A 23,348-nucleotide genomic window follows, 5' to 3' on the forward strand; every position below is an offset into this window, starting at 1 on the left:
CCGCTATGAAAGCGGCTCTTGAACAGGTTAAGTGAATAAATTACGCGATCTTGAAACGTGAAATCAGTGTTTCGAGTTGAGAAGCGCGCGTGTTTAATTCTCCACTGCCTGAACGGTTAAGCTCGGCAAGTGAGGCTGAGCGGGCACTTTGATCCGAAATGGTTACGATGCGCTCAGCGATGTCACGACCGACTGCGGCTTGTTCTTCCGTTGCCGTTGCAATCAAGGAGTTCATGTCATGAATGTTAGCTATGGCACGTTGGATCTCTTCAATCGCGCTCGCAGCGGCATTCGCCTCTTGGACGGTATCATCACCACGTTCACGACTGGTATTCATTGACTGTACGGCTTCATCAGAGGCTTGCTTCAATCGTTCGATCATGGTGTGGATGTCGCCCGTACTTTGTTGAGTACGACTTGCCAATTGGCGAACTTCGTCGGCTACCACAGCAAAACCACGACCTTGCTCACCGGCACGCGCGGCTTCAATAGCGGCATTGAGCGCAAGTAGATTAGTCTGCTCTGCGATGTCTTGAATCACGACTAGTGCCGTTGAAATGCTTTGTACATTGTCCTCAAGGCGGGAGATAACCGTGCTTGCCTCTAACACCTCGTTGGCTAGTGATTGTACAGAGCTAGCTGCACGGTTAACGGTTTCTTGTGCTGATTTCGCATTACTATCGGCTTCTTGTGCTGATTGCGCGGCGCTTAGTGCATTTTGTGATATCTCATGCGAGCTCGAGGTCATTTCGGTCATAGCAGTCGCAACTTGTTCCGTTTCGCGGTTTTGCTCAGCAGCTAGCGTATCGACATCTTCAGCACGCGACGACATTGCGTTCGTCTCTTCTACCACCGCCTGGCTGGTGGAAGAGACATTGGCGATGATCTCTTGCAGACTCATCACAAAAGCGTTGAAGTTTTTGCTTAGTTGCTTGAATTCTGGTGCAGTAAAGTCTTCCATTCTTGCCGTTAGGTCAGCATCGCCTTTGGCAAAGGAGCTTAATGACTTATCAAATAGCTCCAATGGTTTCATGATACTGCGGGTGATAAAGGTAGCGAGCAGTGCAACAACGAGAATGACACCGAAACTAATAGTGGCAACAGCAATGATCTTTGAAACTACCGCAGCGTTAGATTCCTGTTCCATTTGAGCAATAACAGAATCAATCTCATCCGTATAGAAACCCGAACCGAGCACTAAATCCCACTCAGGAATATAAATAGAGTAGCCAAGCTTAGGCAGAGCCTCTGTTTGACCTGGTTTTGGAAAGTAGTAAGTGGTGAAGTCACCCGTTTTCGCATTTTGGATCAAGTCTTGAATAAATCGGTTACCTCTTGCATCGACCGCATTATAAAAGCTCTTACCGATATCGGCTGTGCTTTTACCTACAACGACGCGATGACCTTTAGAGTCATAACCGAAAATGTAGCCGTCTTTACCAAACTCCATATTACGAAGAATAGGCATGGCTTGTTCTAGATCCGCTCCAGCATCAATGAGCGGTTGGACAGCCGATTCAGCCATCTGCAGATAGTTTTTAAGCTCGGCCTCTTTCGAGCTCAACATGCTTTCTCGCGTGTCCATAAATAGTTGGTGGGTGAGATCTTTAGTTTTCAAATACGTCACAGATAGCATGCCGATAGAAACCAAGATTAAGGGGATTATTGCTAAAATATACAAGCGCTTACGAATAGATACGTCCATGGTGTAACCTTTTTATAATATGTTGTGTTTTGAATCGTTTGGTGGATTGTACATACATGTTTCAAAATGTAACACCGAGTTAGTAACAAATTTATTAATTGTTGTGGAAAAATATTATTATTGTGCTAATACGCTTTAGTAAGTAATTGAATTCTAGTTGGTTGTTATTTATACCGTGCGAACTGGTCGGATCACAAAAAGCCAGACACATCCTGTGCCTGGCTTTTTATTAGTTCCCGAAATAAGTGGCTATGACTAAGTAGTGCTACTTAATTACAGCTGTGCGAATGCGCCTTCCCATGTGAATGACTCGCCGCCGAACTCAACAGTGTGAGAGCCTGCTTGCTGGTCTTCGCTTAGGTTGCAAATCGCGTATTGGTAAGTGTTACCTGTTGTTGTAGCGATACTAACAACAGTACCAATCTCGTTGTGACCGACAACAGTTACTGACTCAACTAGGCCACGAGCGTTTACTGATTGCTCGAACTCTTCGTTGAAGTAACCGTGAGTCTCTAGTACAGAAGCGAATACGTGATCTTTTGCCGTTTGACGGTGGATCATCGCAGGTTCGCTACGTAGGTTGAAGTCATGGTCGTTAGCGCCTAGACGAGCAAAGATAACTTCGCTGTCTGCCGCAGTAGCGCTTGTTACTAGTGAGTAGTAGCTATTGTTTACTAGCCAGCTTACCAGTGAGCTGCCTTCTACTTTACCAGAGCCTAGGTTCCATAGGTGTTGGTAGCCATCAGACTCACCTACAGGCTTAAGCGTGCTTTCTGTTTGGTATTCAAAGTCAGTACGGATGATCTGACCTGTGTAGTGTACAGGTAGGTCGTACTGGTTCTCTTGCTCAGACTCAATGCGGTAAACATCAATCACTAGTGGTTTTTCAAACTCAGGAAGGTCAGCAAGAAGGATGCTGCGCTGCATCTCTGTGCCTTCGTAGTAACCTGAGATACGACCGCTCATGCCTTGTAGTTTAGCGTTGTCAGTGTTGAAGAAGTGCTTTTGACCAAACTTAGACTCAGCTAGCGCTGTGTTGAAGTTGTTTTGTGTCTTCTGATTAACCGTCACTGTGTTGTGAGCAACAGTTTGCTTACAGTAAGATTTGTTCTCTGGGATGTAACGACCGCCGAACTTAGGCTCAACGTTTACCCAACGGCCATAGCCGTAGTCATGTAGTACTTCAAGGCCGCGGTTGAATACGCTTAGGTGAAGACCGTCGTAGTGACCGTGATCCAGTGCTGAGTGGTACTGGTGATCAGAGCCGTGCTGACCGAACCAGATAAGCGCCATTGTGTCGTCATCTTGCGCGTCACGGTGACGTAGGATACCTAGACCACCTTTTTCGCCTTCTGGACCATCGGTGATGTATAGGCTGCCCCAGTTAAATGGCTTGATTTCATCAGCGGCTTCTACAGCGTTTGATAGAGTCAGGCCTGAGCTGTGAACCCAAACGTTTTGCTGGTGGTTAGCCATTGCAAGTAGCGTTTCAGCTTGCTCGTAACGGTGGAAACATACCGATGTTGCCATAACAACACCTTCATCATTGATAGAGATTGTCTTTGATGAGTCGTTACATGCAGGTAGAGAGCCGTCAGGGAAAGCCGTTTTAAATACTGCGTAAGAGGTTGTCTTAATCACAGAGTCGTTGAACTCGTAAATGCCGATTTCTGGTTGACGACGCTCAATCGCTTCTGCAAATAGGTAGATTGGGCGTAGAGAGAAACGGTGGTAGTAAGGACCTTCCATGTAGTAGCCATCAGGCGAGAACAGTTGGTCTAGCTGAGCTAGGAAACCACCGCTCACTTTGTCTAGTTTTAGACCGTAAAGTGCTTTGTCTACCGATTCTTGGTCGTTGATCGCGTAACCACAAATACCTACAGCAGCAACCGCCCAAAGGCCGTGGTTGTGTACGATATCGAAGTCGTGACCGTAAGTCACAACGAAAAGGTCGATCATCTGCTTGAACAGGTCTGTTTCAATCAGTGTTTTTTGATCGTCAGAAAGCGTGTGGAATACACAAGAGTATGCACAAGAAGCGTAAAGCATCCACATGTTTTCGTTGAGCGTTTGGTGGAAGATCTTACCTGGAGGGTTAGTATCTTTACTTACGTTGCTCTCAAGAGTTGGGTACACCTTAGCGTATGCTGTTAGCATGTCTACGATGTAGTCGCGGTACTTCTGATCTTCTGTAATAAGGAACAGGCGACCCGCAATATCCATGTGAATGTAGTTTTGCTTGTGACGGTTGTGCTCGTAACCGCCACCTTCACCGTGACCCGGAACCTCGATACCCACTTCTGACATGTAAGCGTCGGCTTGCTTGATGTCACGCGCAAGTGCTTTACCCAATAGGCTATCCGTGCCTAGTGCGCCACGAAGTTCTGCTGCTTCGTCGAAGTTAAGTAATAGTGGTTGATAGCTCATTTAAACTGTCTCCTGAGGGATAGCTTGGATTTCAACTGAATAGAAACCTGTCCAGTTGTAGGTTTTATCATTAATGATTATTTGGTTATTTGTTGTCACAGATGCATTCGCATCGTTAGACAGTAGCAGAGTCACAAGAGATTGCGCGGTTTCAATCTCAACTGCGGATGCAGTATCTGTATGACCCAGTACTTTAATGTTTTTAACCTTACCGCGTGCATTGACTGACTGTTCGAACTCTTCATTGAAATAGCCATGTGTCTCCACCACAGAGGCAAATAATGAAGTCTCGCCCTTGCTACGCAAGATAAAGGCAGGCTCACTGCGAAGGTTAAAGCTTGGATCATTGGCACCAGTGCGTGTGAAGATCACTTCACCATTATCATTCGAGCTTGTGCCAAGCCAAGTGTAATAGGTGTTGTTTTGTAGCCAACTCACCAGCGCCGTGTCGTTGGCTTCAGCTGCACCGACTTTCCATAGGTGCTGATAGCCAGCATCTGAACCCAGTGTTTCAAGGGTTTTGAATGTCTCGTACTCAAAGTTTGTGCGGATGATTTGACCTTGATATTGGTGAGAGTAGTCATATTGATGCTCCCCCTCACCCTTAATACGGTATAGATCGATAAGTAGCGGCGCTTCAAGCTCATCAAGAGTGAGAAGGAATGCGCTGCGCTGAAGGCCAAAGCCATCGTAGTGCTCGTTGGCAAACGCGCTCATGCCCTTAAGCTTTTCATCGTTCACTTGGAAGAAATGTGGTGTACCGCTAACGGAATCAGCACGGTCTACGTCAAAGTAGTTTTGGCAAGTTTCATCAATCGTGATCGCGTTGTGAGCGATAGTTTGACGCGCATAGCCTGGGTTTTCAGGCAAATAACGGCCACCAAACTTAGGCTCGACATTGACCCAACGGCAGAAGCCGTATTCGCGCAGAACTTCTTGACCGCGGTTAAAGAAGGTAATGCCCAATGTGTCGAAGTGACCATGCCCCATGCCGTGCATGCCATAGTTCATAACAAGTTGGGTAACGTCACCACTGTTATCCTGCATACGAACAAAGCCCTGTGCGCCTTGGTCGCCATTTGGACCCTCAGTCAGTTCCATACTAGGCCAGTAAGGAAGGCCGATTTCGCGTTCAGCTTGTGCTTTTTCATAAGCTTGAGAAAGCTTAAGGCCACATGGGTGCATCCAAACACCACCTTGGATTTTAGCCATGCCAAGAATATTGTCGTCGAGCTCGTAGTGCGCTCCGTAGATGCCAACAGCTACCTGTACGCCAGCGTCGTTGATGCCCATGCTTTGTGATGCGTCGTTTAGCGCCGGGAAAACACCATTTGGGTAAGCCGTAGCAAGTAAGGCTTGAACCGTATTACCCACTACGCCATTTTTGTAGTTGTAGATATCGACTTGTGGCATGTGGCGATGGATGATCTCAGCAAAGAGAACTAACGGACGGATTGTGAAGCGAGAGTAGTAAGGGCCTTCAAGGTAGTAACCTGATGGAGCAAATAGGTTTGAAACCTGATCTAGGAAACCACTGGTTGCTTCGCGGTCTTTACCGTAAACCGCCATCTCAAGATATTCAGGGCGGTTGATGGCCACAGCACAAGTACCAACAGCGGCAACGGCCCAAACACCGTGGTTATGAATATGGTCAAAACGGTGAGCGTATTTTTCAATGCTCATCTCAATCATTGGGATAAACACACGTTCGACAATACGGTCACGCTCTTCTTGAGTCATGGTTGAGGCAACGCAAGAATAAGCAATGCTGGTGAACAATAACCAGCCATGCTCATTGAGAATTTGATGGAATAGACGCCCAGTAGGGTTAGTATTCTTTTGAACCTGAAAATCTAGGGTAAGGTATTTGTCTGCATACCAATTCAGTAAATCTTTGACAAAGTTTGCGTACTTCTCTTCTTGAGTAACAAGAAATAGACGACCCGCAATATTCATATAGGTGTAGTTTTGCTTGTGGCGATTATGTTCGTAACCACCCGCTTCGCCATGGCCAGGCACATCTAAAGGTAGTGCCATAAAAGCATCCACTTCTTTGCGATGTGCTTCAATGGTTTGACCCATTAAAGTTGATTTACCGACTTCTTTACGAAGTGCTTCAATTTCTTCCTGAGAAAGAAGGACTGGCTGTGTCGTCATTGAGCTATTACCCTGAATATGTACGTAGATTCTATAAGCTACAATAAAGTAATACAATAAGATGGTTTATGATAGCGAGACGAATCAAAACAATGATCAATATCACGTGGCTCAATATAAGTTGCTGATTGTTATGGGTTATGTGCTTTGTTGTCTTGTTATTACAATAAGTTATCGGGGCAGAAGTAGGAGAGATTTCTTGAGACTTAGTTGATTTAGGTCACATAATCATGGATATATTGTATGACAATTGAGTCTGTTGGGCTATCATTACCCCAACAGAAAGACATCGAACTTTATTCGGAGATTAGAAATGAATCCATTTTTTGTAAATTCAGAGCACCCATGGGAAGACCTAGGCGATGGTATCAAGCGTAAAATCGTTGCTTATACTGACGACCTAATGGCAGTTCACCTGAACTTTGATAAAGGCGCTATCGGCCACCCTCACACTCACGAAATTCACGACCAAATCGGTTACGTTGTTCGTGGTAGCTTTGAAGCTGAAATCGACGGTGAGAAAAAAGTACTGAAAGAAGGCGATGCTTACTTCGCTCGTAAACTCGCAATGCACGGTGCAGTTGCTCTAGAACAAGACAGCATTCTTCTAGACATCTTCAACCCAGCTCGCGAAGACTTCTTGAGCTAATCTCCCGACCAATTCAGTTACTAAGGTAATTAAATGAAAACATTCAATATTGCAGTCATTGGTGAGTGCATGGTTGAGCTGCAGAAGAAAGAAGGTGAGCTTAAGCAATCATTTGGTGGTGATACACTAAATACTGCGCTTTACCTAAATCGTCTGACTAAAGCTCATGACGTTAACGTAAGCTACGTATCTGCACTAGGTTGTGATCCTTTCAGCATGGAAATGCTTGAAGCGTGGAAACAAGAAGGTATCGATACAGAAACTGTTCTTAACGTAGCTGAAAAAACACCGGGTATCTACTACATCGAAACTGATGACACTGGTGAGCGTAGCTTCCACTACTGGCGTAGTGATTCTGCAGCGAAATTCGTTTTCGACCAGCCAGAATCTGACCAGTTAATCGACAAGCTATACACTTACGACGCTGTTTACATGAGTGGCATTACCTTAGCTATCCTTACAGAAACAGGTCGTGAAAAGCTTCTGACTTTCCTTGAAGCATTTAAAGCGAAAGGTGGCAAAGTTATCTTTGATAACAACTACCGTCCTAAGCTTTGGGCTAGCGCTCAAGAAGCTCAGTCTTGGTACCTAAAAGTACTTAAGCACTGTGATATCGCTCTTCTGACTTTCGATGACGACCAACTTCTGTTCGGTGACATGTATGTTGAGCAGTGCATCGAGCGTACTTCTTCTCTAGGTGTTAGCGAAATCATCATCAAGCGTGGTGGCGATGCGTGTCTAGTTGTTGAAGGCGATGAGCAAAACTACGTAGCGGCGAACAAGATCGACAACGTTGTGGATACAACTGCAGCGGGCGACTCTTTCAGTGCTGGTTTTGTAGCAAAACGCTTCACTGGCGGCTCTGCACGCGACGCAGCATTCACAGGTCACTGTGTTGCTGGTACGGTAATTCAACACAAAGGCGCGATCATCCCTAGTGATGTGATGCCTGAGCTGTAAGCTAATACTCCTAAATAAAGAGAAAGTTTCAATGACTACACTAAATGAACAGCTAGCTAACCTTAAGGTTATCCCTGTAATTGCAATCAACAAAGTTGAGCACGCAATTCCATTAGGTCGCGCTCTAGTAGAAAACGGCATGCCTTGTGCTGAAATCACTCTACGTACTGAGTGTGCTATCGAAGCAATTCGTGTAATGCGTAAAGAATTCCCAGAGATGCTAATCGGTTCTGGTACAGTTCTTACTAACGAGCAAGTAGATGCTTCTGTTGACGCTGGCGTTGACTTCATCGTAAGCCCAGGCTTCAACCCACGTACTGTTCAATACTGTCTAGACAAAGGCGTTGCGATCGTACCTGGCGTTAACAGCCCAAGCCTAGTAGAGCAAGCAATGGAAATGGGTCTACGTACTCTTAAATTCTTCCCTGCTGAGCCATCTGGTGGCGTTCCAATGCTTAAAGCACTAACAGCTGTTTACCCAGTAAACTTCATGCCTACTGGCGGTGTTAGCCTTAAGAACGTTGATGACTACCTATCAATCCCTTCTGTACTTGCGTGTGGCGGTACTTGGATGGTTCCAACGAACCTAATGGATGAAGGTAAGTGGGATGAGCTAGGTGCTCTAGTTCGCGATGCAGTTAAGCACGTAAACTAATCTTCAGTCTTTTTTAAGAAAGCGAGCCTCAATGGCTCGTTTTTTTTGGACTAAGCTTAGTGAACTTATGCTAAGCATCTAATATGATTAAGAAATAAATTCGGCTTAAATAATAATACAATATATCAAATGATTTTGAGTCGAAAAACGCGCTAAGTAACTAATATATAAGGCTATGAGCCTTGTTGTAGTTGCGTTTGTAAGCAAAAGAAATTTAATCATAAACAGTTGCTCTAGATCACATAAAAAGCTTATTGTAGTACAAATAAGGTTAATAAAAGAGTAACCTTACTCGCAGTAAATGATAAACCTTTTAAAGGCTGAAAAAATGACTATTGATACTCTCGTTGTTCTTGCCTACTTCTTCTTTTTAGTAGCAATTGGCTGGATGTTCCGTAAGTTCACAACATCGACCAGTGACTACTTTCGTGGGGGCGGTAAGATGTTATGGTGGATGGTTGGTGCAACCGCCTTCATGACCCAGTTTTCAGCATGGACGTTTACAGGTGCCGCAGGACGCGCGTTCAGCGACGGTTTCGTCGTTGTAATCCTATTCTTAGCCAACGCATTTGGCTACTTCATGAACTACATCTACTTTGCTCCAAAATTCCGTCAACTTCGCGTTGTTACGGCGATTGAAGCGATTCGTCAGCGCTTCGGTAAGACGTCAGAGCAGTTCTTCACTTGGGCAGGTATGCCTGATAGCCTGATTTCAGCTGGTATTTGGTTGAACGGTCTAGCAATCTTCGTTGCAGCAGTATTCGGTATCGACATGGAAGTAACTATCGTTGTTACTGGTCTGGTACTAATGCTAATGGCTGTAACCGGTGGTTCTTGGGCGGTTGTTGCCTCTGACTTTATGCAGATGCTCGTTATCATGGCAGTAACCATTACCTGTGCGGTAGCGGCATATTTCCACGGTGGTGGTCTAACCAACATCGTTTCTAACTTTGAAGGCGACTTCTTCGTTGGTAATAACCTAAACTACATGAGCATCTTTGTTCTTTGGGTTGTGTTCATCTTCATCAAACAGTTTGGTGTAATGAACAACAGTATCAACGCATACCGTTACCTATGTGCGAAAGACAGTGACAACGCTCGTAAAGCTGCAGGCCTAGCTTGTGTACTAATGATTGTTGGTCCACTAATCTGGTTCCTTCCAGCTTGGTATGTAGCAGCATTTATGCCTGACTTCGCTGACCAATACGGTAGTGTAGGTAGTGACGCAGCTTACCTAGCATTCGTACAAAACGTAATGCCAGCAGGTATGGTTGGTCTACTAATGTCAGCAATGTTTGCGGCGACCATGTCTTCAATGGACTCAGGTCTTAACCGTAACGCTGGTATCTTCGTAATGAACTTCTACAGCCCGATTGTTCGTCCAAACGCAACACAGAAAGAACTTGTGATTGTGAGTAAGGCAACAACGGTACTAATGGGCTTCATCATCATCGGTATCGGTCTGTTCATCAACTCACTACGTCACCTAAGCCTATTCGACATTGTACTGAACGTTGGTGCGCTAATCGGCTTCCCAATGCTAATCCCTGTACTACTTGGTATGTGGGTTCGTAAGACTCCAGACTGGGCTGGTTGGGGTACGCTAGTTGTTGGTGGTTTCGTTTCTTACTACTTCGGTATCTCTCTACAAGCAGAGCACATCGAAAACTGGTTCAACATGGATCAAGCACTAACTGGTCGTGAGTGGTCAGACCTTAAAGTAACGCTTAGCCTAATGGCGCACGTTGTCTTCACAGGTGGCTTCTTCCTAGCAACGACTCTAGTTTACAAAGGTCGCACACCAGAGCGTGAAGCTGAAGTTGAGAAACTATTCGAGAACTGGAACACGCCTGTCGTTGCAGACTCTGAAGAGCAGCAAAACCTAGATACCAAACAACGTGGTATGCTTGGTAAGCTAATCTCAGTAGCAGGTCTTGGTATCCTAGCAATGGCTCTGATTCCAAACGAACCAACAGGTCGTATGCTATTTATCCTATGTGGTACGATGGTTCTAACAGTAGGTATCCTACTAGTGAACGCATCTCGTGCACCACAGAAAGAGCTAGCGAAGTCTTAATCGACTAAATAACGCTAATATTGAAAAGCCGCTGAATTATCAGCGGCTTTTTTACGTTTGGGGCTTTGGCGTTTGGGCTATTTTTGTTTGGATTGCGGGAAATGAGTCCCCCGAATTCTTAGCTATTGTTTTGCTAGGTTATAACGCTCAGAAAGATCGCCCGTGATCTGCTCGCCATTCATATCGAGTTTGATCAAGCGTCCTTCAGCAACAAAGAATTGATTGGGTGTACTTTTATTATCTAGCGTAACCACTGAACCCGCTTCGTTCCATGAGAAAGGACCATCACTCTCAAATGAGTGATCTTCTTCACCGCGGTATGTTTCCGTGAGGTGGTAGGTATTATCGATATTGAGCGTTAACGTAACATCGATACCACTACAATCGGCACACGGCAGAGTACCTGAGTACAAACCATGCCAATCGAGCGCATTTCTCGCGCTATGAGCACTGTCTATTAAAATGGGTGTTTCGAGCTCACTTTCCACGACCGCCTTAACTATCGGTTCATCAACTTGGTTATTTGATGTTGCTACGTCAGCGTCTTGGCAGCCAACGAGTAACAGTGGAAGGGAAATCAAAGGGAGAAGTATCGGCTTCATGAGCGTTCCTTTTTATCATCATTAGTGTATATGCTTCTGATTATAGGAGGTATTTGCTAGGTAGGGATGATGCCGAGGTTAGCTTTGAGTCAGAGGTAAGGGGTGAGAGTCTATACGCTTTACTAACTTCATTAGGTTCTTAACTCGATGGGGACACTGTAAAGCTAAGTGCTAAAGCTGAACCGTGTTGCCGGAAACGTTTTTTTCGTTCATTCTCGATCGATAAGCTTATGATCTAGCCTTTTGAACTTTTTTGCTAGTTCACCTATTTTTATTTCCAATCATTTCTAAAAGCCATTTAATTCACTTGAAAAAGTGCTCTTGCCAAAATAAACCCATCAAAGACTAGCAGCGCATAAGGATGCATTGCACGGTTATAGAATCATCAAGGAGGTGATTTGGTCTGGGTTGATCAAACAAAAGAAGGTAATGAGCTATGAAAAAAAGCATCTCTATTGCGCTACTAAGCGTGATCACACTGTTCACTTCCGTTGCTAGCGCTAACGTTATATTCCCCATCTCAAGTGCAGCGAGATCTGCGACTGCTGCCTACAATTATGTCATGAGTGATTATGATGAGTTCACGGATCAAGAGGGTGAACAGTATCACATACATGCGTCTGAACACTCAGCGGATCGCACACTCATTATGGATACGACTTGGTCGCCGATTGCAGTACTTACCAGTGGAATGACTGAAGACAAAGCCCGACAGGTCGGTGTTGACTATGCAAAATCACTGGGACACGACATCCAATTAACAGAAGCAGAGTTATATTACTACTGTGGTGCTTATGGGTACGCCTTCAAAGTGAATAAGATAGAAAAATAACGATGAACTATTTTATATGTTTGTACGATTATTTTTAGCGTATAGGTAGGTTGTAAGTTTGCCATAACAGGCTATATTGTCTCGCATCAAGAGGGGCACTATTTAATAGTGGTTCTTAGTTATTATTAATGATGTCGCCGGTTAGATTGCGACATTAAACCGTTCGGCTCATGATGAGCTTATCAAAATTGATGTCACTATGGATAGTGTTAATCTACCTGTGTAATAGGGCATTGAAGATGAATTTATATGAATCCATTTATAACTTGGTTCGGATTGATGTAATTCGGTTATTATTAAAGTACATTCTTATCATTCTATGTTTGTTGGTGTTATTGTCTGCTATTAATCAAATGGTTGGCATTGTGGTTTCAAGTTTTTATAGCAAACATATAGTGCATCTTTTCTATATTAAATTATTTATACTTTGGCTTGGGTTTGTATGCACAGCCTATTGTTGGGTGGTTTGGCATGATTTATATGGTGCTAGAAGACCATGCGATTAATTGGATTAATGTTTATGGCAGGGTCATTGCTTATCTTGATGTATCTGTTCTTGTCAGAAGTTAAGGAAGTGCTCACATACTCAATTCCATGCGATATCCACTATGAACAAGATGTACGTGTATTTGAATTAGACCAACGACAAGTATTGATCTTGAATCAAACCATCAGCGATGAAGGAAGTGATTAGCCGGATTTGCTGCACGGTTAACGAGGTAATGCTGATGTTTCGTTTGATGTTATTGAGCATATTAATGTTGGTAGCAATATATTTTACTTACCACTAAGCGTGAAATTGTAGACTTTGGATAAGTCTTTATAAAGTTATGGAAAACTATTGAAATAGTATGAATTGGCGAGTCATTTATAGACTTCACCATCCTGAAGTCGTTTACGACCCTACCTACTATTTATATTTAATCGATAGATAGAGATAACAAAATGATATTTGATATTTGGGGTCAATTAGATGACCTACGCCGTTCAGAGAAGGCGGTATTAGGCTGGCTTGCCAGCAATGCAGTGGGAAATACTTGGACTGTCAAATTCTCCCAAAAAGAAGTGATGTACGAACTTGGATTTACCCAACCTACGGTGAGTAAGGCTGTATCACGACTGAAAGAACTTGGATATGTGAATGGAAAACCCAGGGCTCGAAGTGTATATGTGGATTTTGACAAGTTAGATTCGTTGCGAATGTGATTGTACGACATTAATTCAGACTTACTAACTCAGCGATTTGTTAAGTTTAACACTTTGATTCTACCTAATAATTATTTATCCATGATTATGGATGCTAATGGATGAAAAGTAAGGAAACTATTATTTATTTGAGTGATATATATGAAAAGAATATTAGCTTTAATGCAGAAGTGGACCCCAATGGTTGGACACATAAGCTAACTTCTTAAGTGGTTGAGCCAGCTCATGCAGCGTATCTCTGCCTACCAAAGTAGGCTTCATCAGGGGTGAGGTCATTGAGTCCCTGATGGTTACGCTCCTCATTATAAAACACCATGTAGTGGCCGATTTCAAGCTCTGCTTCTCGGGGTGTGGTGTAAGCTTTTAAGTAAACCTCCTCATATTTCAGGCTTCTCCATAATCGCTCGATGAAAACATTGTCGACCCAGCGTCCTTTCCCATCCATGCTTATCCTGACTCCGTGGTCGATTAGCTTCTGTGTGAATTCGGTGCTGGTAAACTGACTGCCTTGATCTGAGTTGAAGATATCTGGCGGTTCATAATGTTTAAGCGCCTCTTCAAGGGCTTCGATACAAAAGCTCGTGTCCATCGTGTTGGATAGCCGCCAAGAGAGCACCTTTCGGCTATACCAGTCGATAATGGCGACTAAATACAGGAACCCCTTAGCCATAGGGATATACGTGATGTCAATCGCCCAAGCTTGGTTCGGGTAAGTGACTTCGATATCACGCAAAAGGTAGGGATAAACCTTGTGTGCTTTGTTCGCCAGGGTCGTTCGAGGCTTGGGGTAAATAGCCCCGATACCCATGTCTCGTATGAGCCGAACGACACGTTTACGATTAACGTTATGGCCTTTTTTAGCCAACTCATTTCGAATGCGTCTGCTCCCCATGAACGGATACTGAAGGTGAATTTCATCAATCATGCGGCGCAGTTCAATCTCTTCAGCAGAGAGTCCTATGGGTTGATAGTAAGCAGTAGAGCGAGCAATACTGAGAAGCTCACACTGGCGCTTTATTGGCAATTGGGTGGATTAACCAGCGAGCTCTTTCGCTGGGCTCGGTCTAACGACCGAGCACTTTGGCCAAAAAATCATTTTCCATCGTCAATTGACCAATCTTAGCGTGCAGTTTGTCCACTTCTTCAGAGCTGTCCTTGCCTGACTGGCTTTCAGAGGCAAAAATCATGGCTGCATTTTCGAGCAGCTCTTTTTTCCATGTAGAGATTTGGTTAGCGTGAAGGTTGTATTTCTGAGCTAACTCAGCGACAGTTTTATCACCTCTAGCAGCATCAAGCGCCACCTTAGCTTTAAATTCGGGTGAGTGGTTTCTACGTTTTCTAGTCATAATCTGTTCCAGTATTTTTAGGTACTATACAAACAGATCAATCACTTAAAGTCATGTCCGAAAATTGGGGGCCACTTCTGAGTCTTAATATTTGGACTTGTCACTAGTGGTAAGTTAGTCGAAATGTGACAAGAACTTGAAGAAGGATACTATTAGTTCTAATCTTGCGTTCTACCTCTAGAATAAACACCTATATTTGTCATATTCTGAATAATTCAACATAAAGATAAAGGCTAAATATGGACAGTAAAACTCGTGCCGAACTAGGAAATATACTGACAGATCAGGAAAAGCTGTTAGAGATCTTATCGCAAAATCCTGCTGCTCTTGAAGGTTACCCCAACTTGCAGTCTCATGTTACGGATAAGAATCAAAAGTCGATAGAATATAGGCGTGCGATTAGAAATAAAGAGTTTACCAAGGATGATTATCGAGACGAGATCCTGTCAAAGCTGGATTGGTTTGGGTATGAGGCCTGTTGTGAATTAGATATGGATTTCATTATTAATACTGTTGCCGCCAAGTGTGGTGCAGATATTGATGCAGTTAAACACATTACTATAGAAGATATTGGTGTTGATAGAGTCAGCCGCTTACTGCATATGATCGGTGAGGCGATGTACTCTAAGTTAGATTCGTTACCTTCTTTCCCTTGGGAGGCAAAAAAAGGTCAGACGAATCATGCCTTTTGGAAAAAGTGCCACTTAGCCTACGACGCGATGATGATTGAAGGTTATAGCAGTCATTATAAACTGAATGAATGGGCGCAACTGACACTCGGTGTGTCGTGTCCACAAAGTTTTCCTAGATTTGCCAGAACTTATGGTGACCCTCGATTGATCGAAAGTTGGGTTAAATGGTCTGAGTGGACTGAAAAAAACGATTAGCCAAAAGTTTGATAGACATTGTGAAAAAAAGGGAGGTCAGCATTGAGCTGAACTCCCTTTTTTTGCCTATTTGAAAGACAGATTTAATGATATCCCTTGGGTATCACTTCGCCCAAAATTTGTTGGAGTCACAGAGAAGTTGTTGGGCGCAAATCTTGTAGTAACAGCGTAACTCACTGTATAGGCTAGCAACGCACCGACCAAAACATCACTGGACCAGTGCTTTTCGCCATACATGCGCGAATAGCCAACATAGTTTGAAGCAATGTAGGCGGGTAATCCATAGCTAAGTCCATATCGATGATGCAAAAAAGCAGCACCACTAAATGCTGCAGCGGTGTGGCCTGAAGGGAAGCTGTCAAAATTACTGCCGTTTGGGCGCTCAGCATCAACTAAAAATTTTGTGGTATGCGTTATCCCTTGTGTAATCGCAAATCCTTTTGTTAGTTCCCACATTCCTTGATTGTCATCTTTAGACCATGCAATAGCTAGTGCAGAAAGTGGAAGGGCAAATTGTCCAATATCTCCGGCGGTTTCTGTTTTGGATTTTGCAATTACCGATGTGCTGATGGTTGCGGCAATAATTAAGGTTGCTTTTTTTTTCATGGAACTCTCTTAGGTGATGATTGAGCGAGTTCCCTTCGCAATAAAACAAGGCACAGTGAATGGTGTTGTGCTTAGTGACTGATATTCCCACCGAGGTTGATCATTGTGACACCCGATACGATCAGTAGAAGCCCGACAATCACTTGCCCATTTGGGACTTTTCCAAACATTGCTTGAACCAAAGCGATAAGCACAATTCCAACACCACACCAAATCGCGTAGGCGGTAGAGCTTGACATGCCAGAAGCCGTTGCCAGAGATAAGAAGTAAAAAGCCGCAGCATAACCCAGAGCACACCCTACCGAAGGAGCAAACTTGGTGAAACCGTTTGTGAAAGGGAGAAGTGTGGTAGCGATAACTTCAGAAATAATGGCAATAGCTAAATAGAACATGTTGTTACCTCTCTTTGTGTTTGGAGTTCCATCATGTCTGATTTTGTTTTTCTAGAGTAATACGTCGTTTTTGGAAAGCGTTAGAAATGAGCTTCTACTGGATAGTGAATGTTTAAATTCTTCAATTTATTGAGTCTTATGAATTACATATTATGGTGGGATGTAGTCAACCGAGGCTGCGTAAAGCGCTTTACTAAAAAACAATTAAATACTTTTCTAATTATCTCCAATAGTCTTCAAATTGCTTAGAAAGATTTGAATGAATAAATTGGCCTCATTGAGATTCATAGTGACATCGAAACCTTTAACACGATAGGTGCTGTGAATAAAAAACGTTGAAATGAGGCTTAACAATGAAGAAATCAATCTTAGCAGCAACTTTTGCTTTAACGACAGCTTTCGCTGCTCAAGCGTCAGAGGTGCACAAACCAGACATGCAATTTCTCGAGAAGGTGGGTGCTGTTGGTATTACTCAAGACAACTGGGATCGTGAAAACGAGTCAATGACTTATCAGCAGGCATACAAGTTTACTCATCATATCAAAATGAGCCCGGGTAATTATGTTTGGAATCTGGGAGACACAAAGCAGCGTTTAGACCTAGATAAATTAACCGGCAACGATTTTGATGGTGAATACCCGTTGAGCGTTATCTTACCGGGGCGCTTAAAGGCCGATTCGCTTGTTGTATTGAAAGATGGCGAACTTGTTCACGAGCAATACTGGAATGGTATGCACAAGGCAAAAACTCACTTAGAGATGTCCGCCACTAAGTCTTACACCGCCATTCTCCTTGCGACGTTTGTTGCTGAAGGTCGCGTCAACATGAAAGACCAAATCACACAGTACCTCCCAGAACTAAAAGGCTCTGGGTTTGATGGTGCAACTGTTGAGCAAGTCGCGGATATGCGCTCTGGTATCTTTGTTCATAAGAATGTTGGTGGCATGTACAGCGACAAGATGAGTGAAACTCAAGATTGGAATGGACCATCTAAATACGATTACAAGAATATTATAGAAGTGGCTCAAGAGCTAACTTCACGCACAGACGTAAAACGCGGTGAAGCATTCGACTATCTATGCATGAATACCGAGATGCTCGCTCAGGTCATGGAGCGCCTAGAAGGTAAGCGGTACGCGGAAATTCTAGAAGAAAGGCTATTTAAACAGATGGGTGCGGAATACGGTGCGGAAATGATGACGAACCGAGACGGTGAAGCCATTGCATCTGGTGGCCTGCACATCACCGCTCGTGACGGTGTGAAGTTAATGCACATCCTAATGAACGAAGGTAAAAACAACCTTGGTGAACAGGTAGTACCAAAGCAGTTCATTGAAGACCTCATTGAAGGAAATGACGAAGTTAAGAGCGCTTGGAAACATGACCCATTCTCAGCACTACTTGCAGACGCTTGGTACAAAGATCAAATCCGTGTTCTCAATGTTGACGGCCGTCGTTACATCACGTTTGTCGGTGTCTCTGGTCAAGTCACGGTCGGTGAACCAGCAACCAAAACGGTGATAAAAATGCATGGCTCTCAAGATGATTGGCAGCATCCACGCACGGTATCTATGACGTTTTTAGATGTCGTGCCAACACTTCTCAAAGCTGTTGACGAGCTTAAATAACAAGTTTGTAGCGGCACAGTAGCCATGCTGCTCAATCATAACGGATTCCCAAATGGATGCGGTAGAAACGATAGGGATGTTGATAGCTTCAGGAATAAGCAAGAGGGCTATTTATGAGGTGCATAGGAGTATTTATTTAGCACCTTGAATACACACTTAATCGTAACGAGTAACAACAATGAAAAAATCAATTATCGCACTAGCTATGGTGTCATCTTTCGCAGCTAACGCAGCATACCTAGATGAAAAAACAGGTGAAGTAGTCGTAGCAGAGAATCCAGAGCTATTAGGTGATTCCAGTGGTTCTCAAGAAGAGAAGGTTAACTATGGTGATCCAACCGCTAGCTATACTGGTCTTGGCCTAGAGCGCGCTGGCTCAAACTCTAAAGTAACCGGTGTTTGGGGTATGGGTGAGCACATCATAACGGGTGAAGTGGGTTATCACCATCGCGATAAAAACGTTAACTTCCGTGGTCGATACTTCAATATCGACCGTGATACTAACTTTGGTTGGTCTGTAGACGCTATGGGCCACAAAGCTAAGAAAGATGGTGTCTCTGATTCTTCACTCGTTGGTTTAGTGGGTGGTCTATACAAATGGCAAGCCACAGACAACATTATTATTGCTCCTATGCTTTACGCTGGTTATGGAAGCTTAAGCGTAGAGGGTAAACAAGACGGTGATAAGAAAAAATACTCGCGATCTAGTGGTCTGATTCAGACTGGTGTTTATGGTATGTATGGATTTGAGGCAGGCCACTGGCTATATGCAAACCCTAAAACAACCTACATTGAGAACGCACCGATGAAGGCGAGCGAACGCTTTCAGAATGAAATTGAACTAGGAGCTGGATTCATGGTTTCTGATAACCAATCACTGGGTGTTAAATATACAGTAAGTAAACTAGGCAGCAAGAAGACCGAAACCCAAGGCGCGGTAAACTATTACCTCTACTTCTAATCAAGCTAGCTTGCCTGCAAGGGCAAGTTATCTTGCTCCAAGTGATTTCAGAACCACAATACTCAGGCCTTGCCGGAGTGTTGTGGTTTTTTGTTTTTGTAGCGCAGTAACTCTCGCCGTAAATCGCTTTTCAGTATTTCTAATCATCTCTAGCAGCCACCAAATTGCTTGGTAAAAGTTAGATGACTAAATTGACCTTATCAAGTTTCACTGTGACAAGGAAAGTAAACCAATTTTAACGGACCGGTGAGCACATAACCCTGAAATGAGGTAATCATGATGAAGAAAACTATCCTAGCCGCAGCAATCGCTTTTACTACAGCTTTTGGAACACAAGCCATCGAACTTCACCAACCAGACCGTGATTATATTGAGGCATCCACGGCTGTTGGTGTTTCGCAATCAAACTGGGACTCAGGCCAATCGGCTAAGTTAACGTTTAAAAATGCGTATCGATATACATATAACCTAGAGATGTCAAAAGGTGAATTTACTCATGACCTCGGTAAAGCAAAAGGGTTCGATTTAACGGGGGTCAAAGGGCACGATGTTGATGGCGAGCTCCCAATGGATGTTCTACTGCGTGACCGCTTGAACATCGAATCTCTCGTGTTACTGAAAGATGGCCAACTGGTAGACGAATACTACTGGTCAGGAATGGATAAAGATCATCTTCACTTGATGATGAGTGTAACTAAGTCATTTACTGCTCTTACTGTGCAAACATTAGTTCAAGAAGGCAAAATTGAACTGAATAAACTAATTTCTGATTACTTACCAGAATTGAAGCAATCAGGCTTCGCCGATGCAACCGTTCAAGAAGTGCTTGATATGCGCTCTGGTGTTAAGATCGAATTTACTCCAGGCAAGATTTGGGATGAGCGTATGACAAACGTTCAAGAGTGGAATGGTGTCAACAACTACCCACAATTGAACTCGATACTCGATTTTGCAGCGACACTGGGTCAGCGAAGTGATGTACAAACAGGTCAAGCGTTTGACTATCAATGTGTGAATACAGAGGTGTTAGGTATGCTGATTCAGAGGGTGACAGGCATGTCTGCTGGTCAAGCGATGGAGGAGCGTCTTTGGAAGCGCGTCGGTTTTGAACATAATGCTCGTCTACAGTCAAACTCACAAGGTGAAGCGGTTATGTCTGGTGGCCTAAATGCAACCACTCGAGACGCTGCAATCATGATGGATGTATTAGTGAACGGTGGTAAGAATCGTGCTGGCGAACAGATCCTAGCTCCGGAGTATATTGATAACCTGATGAATGGTAATGACGAGGTTAAAAGTGCTTGGAAACATGATGGATTCTCTGCTCTACTTGCCGATGCTTGGTATAAAGATCAGTTCCGTGTGCTTAATGTTGGTGGGCACAGATATATCTTAATGGTGGGCATTCATGGTCAGGTGATTGTTGGAGAGCCGGCAACAGGCAAAGTAATCGCGATGAATGGTGCACAAGACGAAATGCAAGCAGTGCGTACTGTGAGTATGCTCATGATAGATGCGGTACCAGCCTTGTTAGACGCTATTCAATAATATCTACAAACACAACAATGAGTAAGTAAAACAACGTCATTGTCATGCTAACCCAATGGAGTTGAGCTAGTTCGATAGGGATGTCGATAGCGATTCAATCACCTTGTAAAAATTAAATTCGGCAATAGGCAATGCTTGCTACTTTAATTATTAAATCTTCTCTTTGTTAATTTAAATTGAATTATATTCTGGCGGTTATAACTTCAAGGTGCTGATGTTTTAAAAGTTACACCATTCGAATAGTATTCATTTCGTTCCTTGAATAGACCTATATTTCTTGATGATGCCTAGGTCAGAATTATCCACTAATATATATTCGGAGTTTCTCGTGAAGAAAACTATTCTATCTGCACTAGTATTAGCTGCAGTATCCGCTCCTTCATTCGCAACCGTCAAAGTAGATGTTTACAACGAATCAAAAATGGAAGGTGACCGCCACTCTAAGCAGGGTGTTGAAGTACAGTATGCAATGGATATGGGGCTAGGTTTCGGCATTGAAGTTGATACCAATAAAGCGGTTGAGTTGAGTACTAACTATGTGTGGGCTATGGACAATGGCTTTTATTTAAAACCGCAGATGAGCTACGTTTTTAAAGGTGAAAAGTCTCAAAAAACACCATGGATAGATATGGCGAGTTCTGCTCCAGGAGAGGATGAAAAATACACTTATCTTCAATTGGAAGGGTTTGATGGTGAAAACTCAGACACATTTAAAGCAGGCCTAGAAGGTGGCCTCCAGTTTGGTAATGGTTTCTATACTGCATTACGTTACCGTTTTGATAAGCAAACTGATGCTACATCAATTAAGTTTAATATTGCCCAAAATGCTAAAGGAAAGTCTGCTAAAGAGTATAGTAAGTTGGCGGATAGTCGCTCACTAATTGGTCGCACAGATATTGTATTGGGTTATGATTTTGGTTTTCTCACACTGCAAGGTAAAGGTATTCACAAGGCTGAGCTAAATAAAGACATTAAAGATGCATACAAGGCAGTCCACATGAAAGATAGCGGTTGGGGCACTGAACTAAAAGCCACAATCACAGCTTTCGACGGTGTTGCACCATACCTTCAATTAGCCTCTCGCGAGACAACAAGAAAAGGCTTCGATAACAACGAAGTTAAGCTAGGTGTAGCATTCTCATTCTAATATAGATGCTACTGAGAGGCCAACGGAAGGCCCTCACCTCACACACATCTTGTTCGCTCTGATAGGGCGTTTAGATACAGACTCGTCAAATACTCTTGTTTCACTCCAAACTTTCCGTTCACAAAAATTTATTGTTCATGAGTTCAAAACAAAAAATCCTTGCAAAAATATTGGCTTGGTTTTCATTCTTCGTTGCTTTCTACTTATCTCTACCATACATTGTCATTAAATTAGTATCGCTGAATTACTAATTATTCTCGTTATTTCAGCCAAGAAAAAACCGCTTTAAAGCGGTTTTGGTGTCTTTATAGCAATAGGCTAACCCCATTATGGCTTAAGAATCGAGTTCGATGAGGTATTCAATCAATTCATTCAACTCACCGAGTGATTTTAAGTTATGTAGAATGACTTCCTTGTTGCCATTAACAATAATGGTGGGGGTCGCACGAATACGGTACTGCTTAACCAGCATGTTCATTTTGTAGACGCCGTCTTCAAGTTCTTTGCAATCACATAGCAGGACTTCACCGTTCACATCACACTCTTGCAAAACAGATATGATGTCCTGAACGCACTTGGGTGCAGCATTGCGCTTGTGGTGAACTCGGTGGATCAGTTTTCCAATGTACTGCTGGGCCTTGCCTTCACGATGGGCAAGCACATAGCCTCGCTGAATATCGTCATAAAGCGCACCAAAAGGTACTGGTACTTCTTGAAATTCAGCCCCCAACTTATTTACAGCTTTAACCAGAGGGCCATGTACAATCGCACATGGTTTGCAGTAAATGGATTGAAATACGGTGACCGTAGCGGTTTGCGTTGTTGGTTGTTCAATCGTATTAAAGTGGGTGCCTTCGTCAAAGGCATAAAGAACATTTGATGATATAAGTGCTAACAAGCTAGCAATAGGTGCAAGCCTGTGATTTTTTCTGTGAGTCATGTTGGTGTTAACTTATATAATAATTGATTAGTTATCTAGATTTTAATCGGTATTGATGGCACGCCATTAAAAGTGTACTAATGCTAGAACTGATCATTAAGACAAATAGTAGGATAGTAACTCTATTGGACTTTGTTCTTTGATATAGCATTTCTTTTATTTGACGTGACTGTTTGGGATGCGGCAGTGTAAGGTTGCCAATGGGCACATAGTCAATAATGGTTCGTACTCCTCCTTTATCGTATACAAAATTAGAAACCTGTAACGCTTGTCCGTTGTGGGTGGCAATTAATTCTGTATCGACGGCCTGTAGTGATTGCAGATCAATAGCATCAAAGAGATGAGTTTCATTGGGCTTGCAATCAAGATAGCTATAGCCAGAGGGAGATGTCTGCACTCGACACCGAGAGTGATGAGAAATCTGGTATCGTGGTGTCGTCATTTGCGTAGTACAAATCGCTTGTGTAGCCTCAATAGTACATTTAGATAAGGCATTTATGTCGGCAAATGTGTTTGGCGCGATTAATAGACTTAGCGTATTAACTACGATTAAGTGTTTGTGTTTAAACTGCATTGTTTTTCATCTTTTCAGTCAGCATGCTCCTTGCGTGGATAAATAAATG

19 protein-coding genes and 1 pseudogene are annotated in these 23,348 nt (G+C 43.3%); 12 read left to right on the top strand and 8 right to left on the bottom strand.

The annotated features are described in order from the left end of the window. Positions 1-40: 40 nt before the first annotated feature. The 3 genes from QWZ05_RS00680 to QWZ05_RS00690 form a co-directional block, all read right to left on the bottom strand. Complete coding sequence (locus tag QWZ05_RS00680; RefSeq protein ID WP_264875794.1) at positions 41-1,705, bottom strand: methyl-accepting chemotaxis protein; 1,665 nt, start codon at positions 1,703-1,705, stop codon at positions 41-43. Positions 1,706-1,978: 273 nt separating this feature from the next. Beyond that, entirely contained in the window at positions 1,979-4,132 is a 2,154-nt protein-coding gene (locus QWZ05_RS00685; RefSeq protein WP_264875793.1) for a heparinase II/III domain-containing protein, read from the bottom strand. Continuing rightward, positions 4,133-6,289: a heparinase II/III domain-containing protein gene (locus tag QWZ05_RS00690; RefSeq protein WP_290295931.1), complete on the bottom strand. Its 2,157-nt coding sequence runs from the start codon at positions 6,287-6,289 to the stop codon at positions 4,133-4,135. Between the two features lie 313 nt (positions 6,290-6,602). On the opposite strand from QWZ05_RS00690, the gene QWZ05_RS00695 reads away from it, so the two are divergent. The 4 genes from QWZ05_RS00695 to QWZ05_RS00710 all read left to right on the top strand — a co-directional run bounded on the left by QWZ05_RS00695 (position 6,603) and on the right by QWZ05_RS00710 (position 10,630). Further along, positions 6,603-6,938 (top strand): cupin domain-containing protein, encoded by a 336-nt coding sequence (locus tag QWZ05_RS00695; RefSeq protein ID WP_264875791.1) that lies wholly within the window; start codon positions 6,603-6,605, stop codon positions 6,936-6,938. A gap of 33 nt (positions 6,939-6,971) precedes the next feature. After that, positions 6,972-7,898 (top strand): 2-dehydro-3-deoxygluconokinase, encoded by a 927-nt coding sequence (gene kdgK / locus QWZ05_RS00700; RefSeq protein ID WP_264875790.1) that lies wholly within the window; start codon positions 6,972-6,974, stop codon positions 7,896-7,898. A gap of 31 nt (positions 7,899-7,929) precedes the next feature. After that, the gene (locus tag QWZ05_RS00705; RefSeq protein WP_264875789.1) at positions 7,930-8,553 is read left to right on the top strand and encodes a bifunctional 4-hydroxy-2-oxoglutarate aldolase/2-dehydro-3-deoxy-phosphogluconate aldolase; all 624 of its coding nucleotides are present in this window, start codon (positions 7,930-7,932) and stop codon (positions 8,551-8,553) included. Positions 8,554-8,881: 328 nt separating this feature from the next. Next, positions 8,882-10,630: a sodium:solute symporter family protein gene (locus tag QWZ05_RS00710; RefSeq protein ID WP_290295935.1), complete on the top strand. Its 1,749-nt coding sequence runs from the start codon at positions 8,882-8,884 to the stop codon at positions 10,628-10,630. 122 nt (positions 10,631-10,752) lie between these two features. Here the strand turns inward: QWZ05_RS00710 and QWZ05_RS00715 are convergent, their stop codons facing one another. Continuing rightward, on the bottom strand, positions 10,753-11,232 hold the full coding sequence (locus QWZ05_RS00715) for a copper resistance protein NlpE (protein WP_290295937.1): 480 nt from the start codon (positions 11,230-11,232) through the stop codon (positions 10,753-10,755). Positions 11,233-11,668: 436 nt separating this feature from the next. Here QWZ05_RS00715 and QWZ05_RS00720 point away from each other — a divergent pair, with 436 nt between their 5' ends. From QWZ05_RS00720 to QWZ05_RS00730, 3 genes are all read left to right on the top strand, one after another. Then, positions 11,669-12,064: a hypothetical protein gene (locus tag QWZ05_RS00720; RefSeq protein WP_290295939.1), complete on the top strand. Its 396-nt coding sequence runs from the start codon at positions 11,669-11,671 to the stop codon at positions 12,062-12,064. A gap of 496 nt (positions 12,065-12,560) precedes the next feature. Continuing rightward, a complete protein-coding gene (locus tag QWZ05_RS00725) occupies positions 12,561-12,758 on the top strand; it encodes a hypothetical protein (RefSeq protein ID WP_264875785.1) in 198 nt (65 codons plus the stop codon). A gap of 251 nt (positions 12,759-13,009) precedes the next feature. After that, positions 13,010-13,270, top strand: coding sequence for a MarR family transcriptional regulator (locus tag QWZ05_RS00730; RefSeq protein ID WP_264875784.1), 261 nt, complete (start codon positions 13,010-13,012; stop codon positions 13,268-13,270). A gap of 223 nt (positions 13,271-13,493) precedes the next feature. On the opposite strand, the pseudogene QWZ05_RS00735 reads toward QWZ05_RS00730, so the two are convergent. Further along, positions 13,494-14,616 (bottom strand): annotated as a pseudogene (locus QWZ05_RS00735) (IS3 family transposase). A 239-nt stretch (positions 14,617-14,855) separates the two neighbouring features. Here QWZ05_RS00735 and QWZ05_RS00740 point away from each other — a divergent pair. Beyond that, positions 14,856-15,503 carry a hypothetical protein gene (locus QWZ05_RS00740; RefSeq protein ID WP_264875782.1) on the top strand — a complete coding sequence of 216 codons (648 nt, stop codon included), beginning with the start codon at positions 14,856-14,858 and terminating at the stop codon, positions 15,501-15,503. A 66-nt stretch (positions 15,504-15,569) separates the two neighbouring features. Here QWZ05_RS00740 and QWZ05_RS00745 read toward each other — a convergent pair whose 3' ends face one another. Continuing rightward, on the bottom strand, positions 15,570-16,109 hold the full coding sequence (locus QWZ05_RS00745; RefSeq protein ID WP_264875781.1) for a phosphatase PAP2 family protein: 540 nt from the start codon (positions 16,107-16,109) through the stop codon (positions 15,570-15,572). Between the two features lie 71 nt (positions 16,110-16,180). Then, complete coding sequence (locus tag QWZ05_RS00750) at positions 16,181-16,501, bottom strand: DMT family transporter (RefSeq protein ID WP_264875780.1); 321 nt, start codon at positions 16,499-16,501, stop codon at positions 16,181-16,183. Between the two features lie 353 nt (positions 16,502-16,854). Between QWZ05_RS00750 and QWZ05_RS00755 the strand changes: the two genes are divergently transcribed. From QWZ05_RS00755 to QWZ05_RS00770, 4 genes are all read left to right on the top strand, one after another. Further along, positions 16,855-18,129 carry a serine hydrolase domain-containing protein gene (locus QWZ05_RS00755; protein WP_264875779.1) on the top strand — a complete coding sequence of 425 codons (1,275 nt, stop codon included), beginning with the start codon at positions 16,855-16,857 and terminating at the stop codon, positions 18,127-18,129. Positions 18,130-18,307: 178 nt separating this feature from the next. Beyond that, positions 18,308-19,090 carry a hypothetical protein gene (locus QWZ05_RS00760; RefSeq protein WP_290295947.1) on the top strand — a complete coding sequence of 261 codons (783 nt, stop codon included), beginning with the start codon at positions 18,308-18,310 and terminating at the stop codon, positions 19,088-19,090. Between the two features lie 276 nt (positions 19,091-19,366). Continuing rightward, on the top strand, positions 19,367-20,638 hold the full coding sequence (locus QWZ05_RS00765; RefSeq protein WP_264875777.1) for a serine hydrolase domain-containing protein: 1,272 nt from the start codon (positions 19,367-19,369) through the stop codon (positions 20,636-20,638). A gap of 328 nt (positions 20,639-20,966) precedes the next feature. Then, complete coding sequence (locus tag QWZ05_RS00770; RefSeq protein WP_290295949.1) at positions 20,967-21,785, top strand: hypothetical protein; 819 nt, start codon at positions 20,967-20,969, stop codon at positions 21,783-21,785. A gap of 334 nt (positions 21,786-22,119) precedes the next feature. Here QWZ05_RS00770 and QWZ05_RS00775 read toward each other — a convergent pair whose 3' ends face one another. Then, on the bottom strand, positions 22,120-22,725 hold the full coding sequence (locus QWZ05_RS00775; protein ID WP_290295951.1) for a thioredoxin domain-containing protein: 606 nt from the start codon (positions 22,723-22,725) through the stop codon (positions 22,120-22,122). Between the last annotated feature and the right edge of the window lie 623 nt (positions 22,726-23,348).

The organism is Vibrio agarivorans (assembly GCF_030409635.1).
Classification (GTDB): domain Bacteria; phylum Pseudomonadota; class Gammaproteobacteria; order Enterobacterales; family Vibrionaceae; genus Vibrio; species Vibrio agarivorans.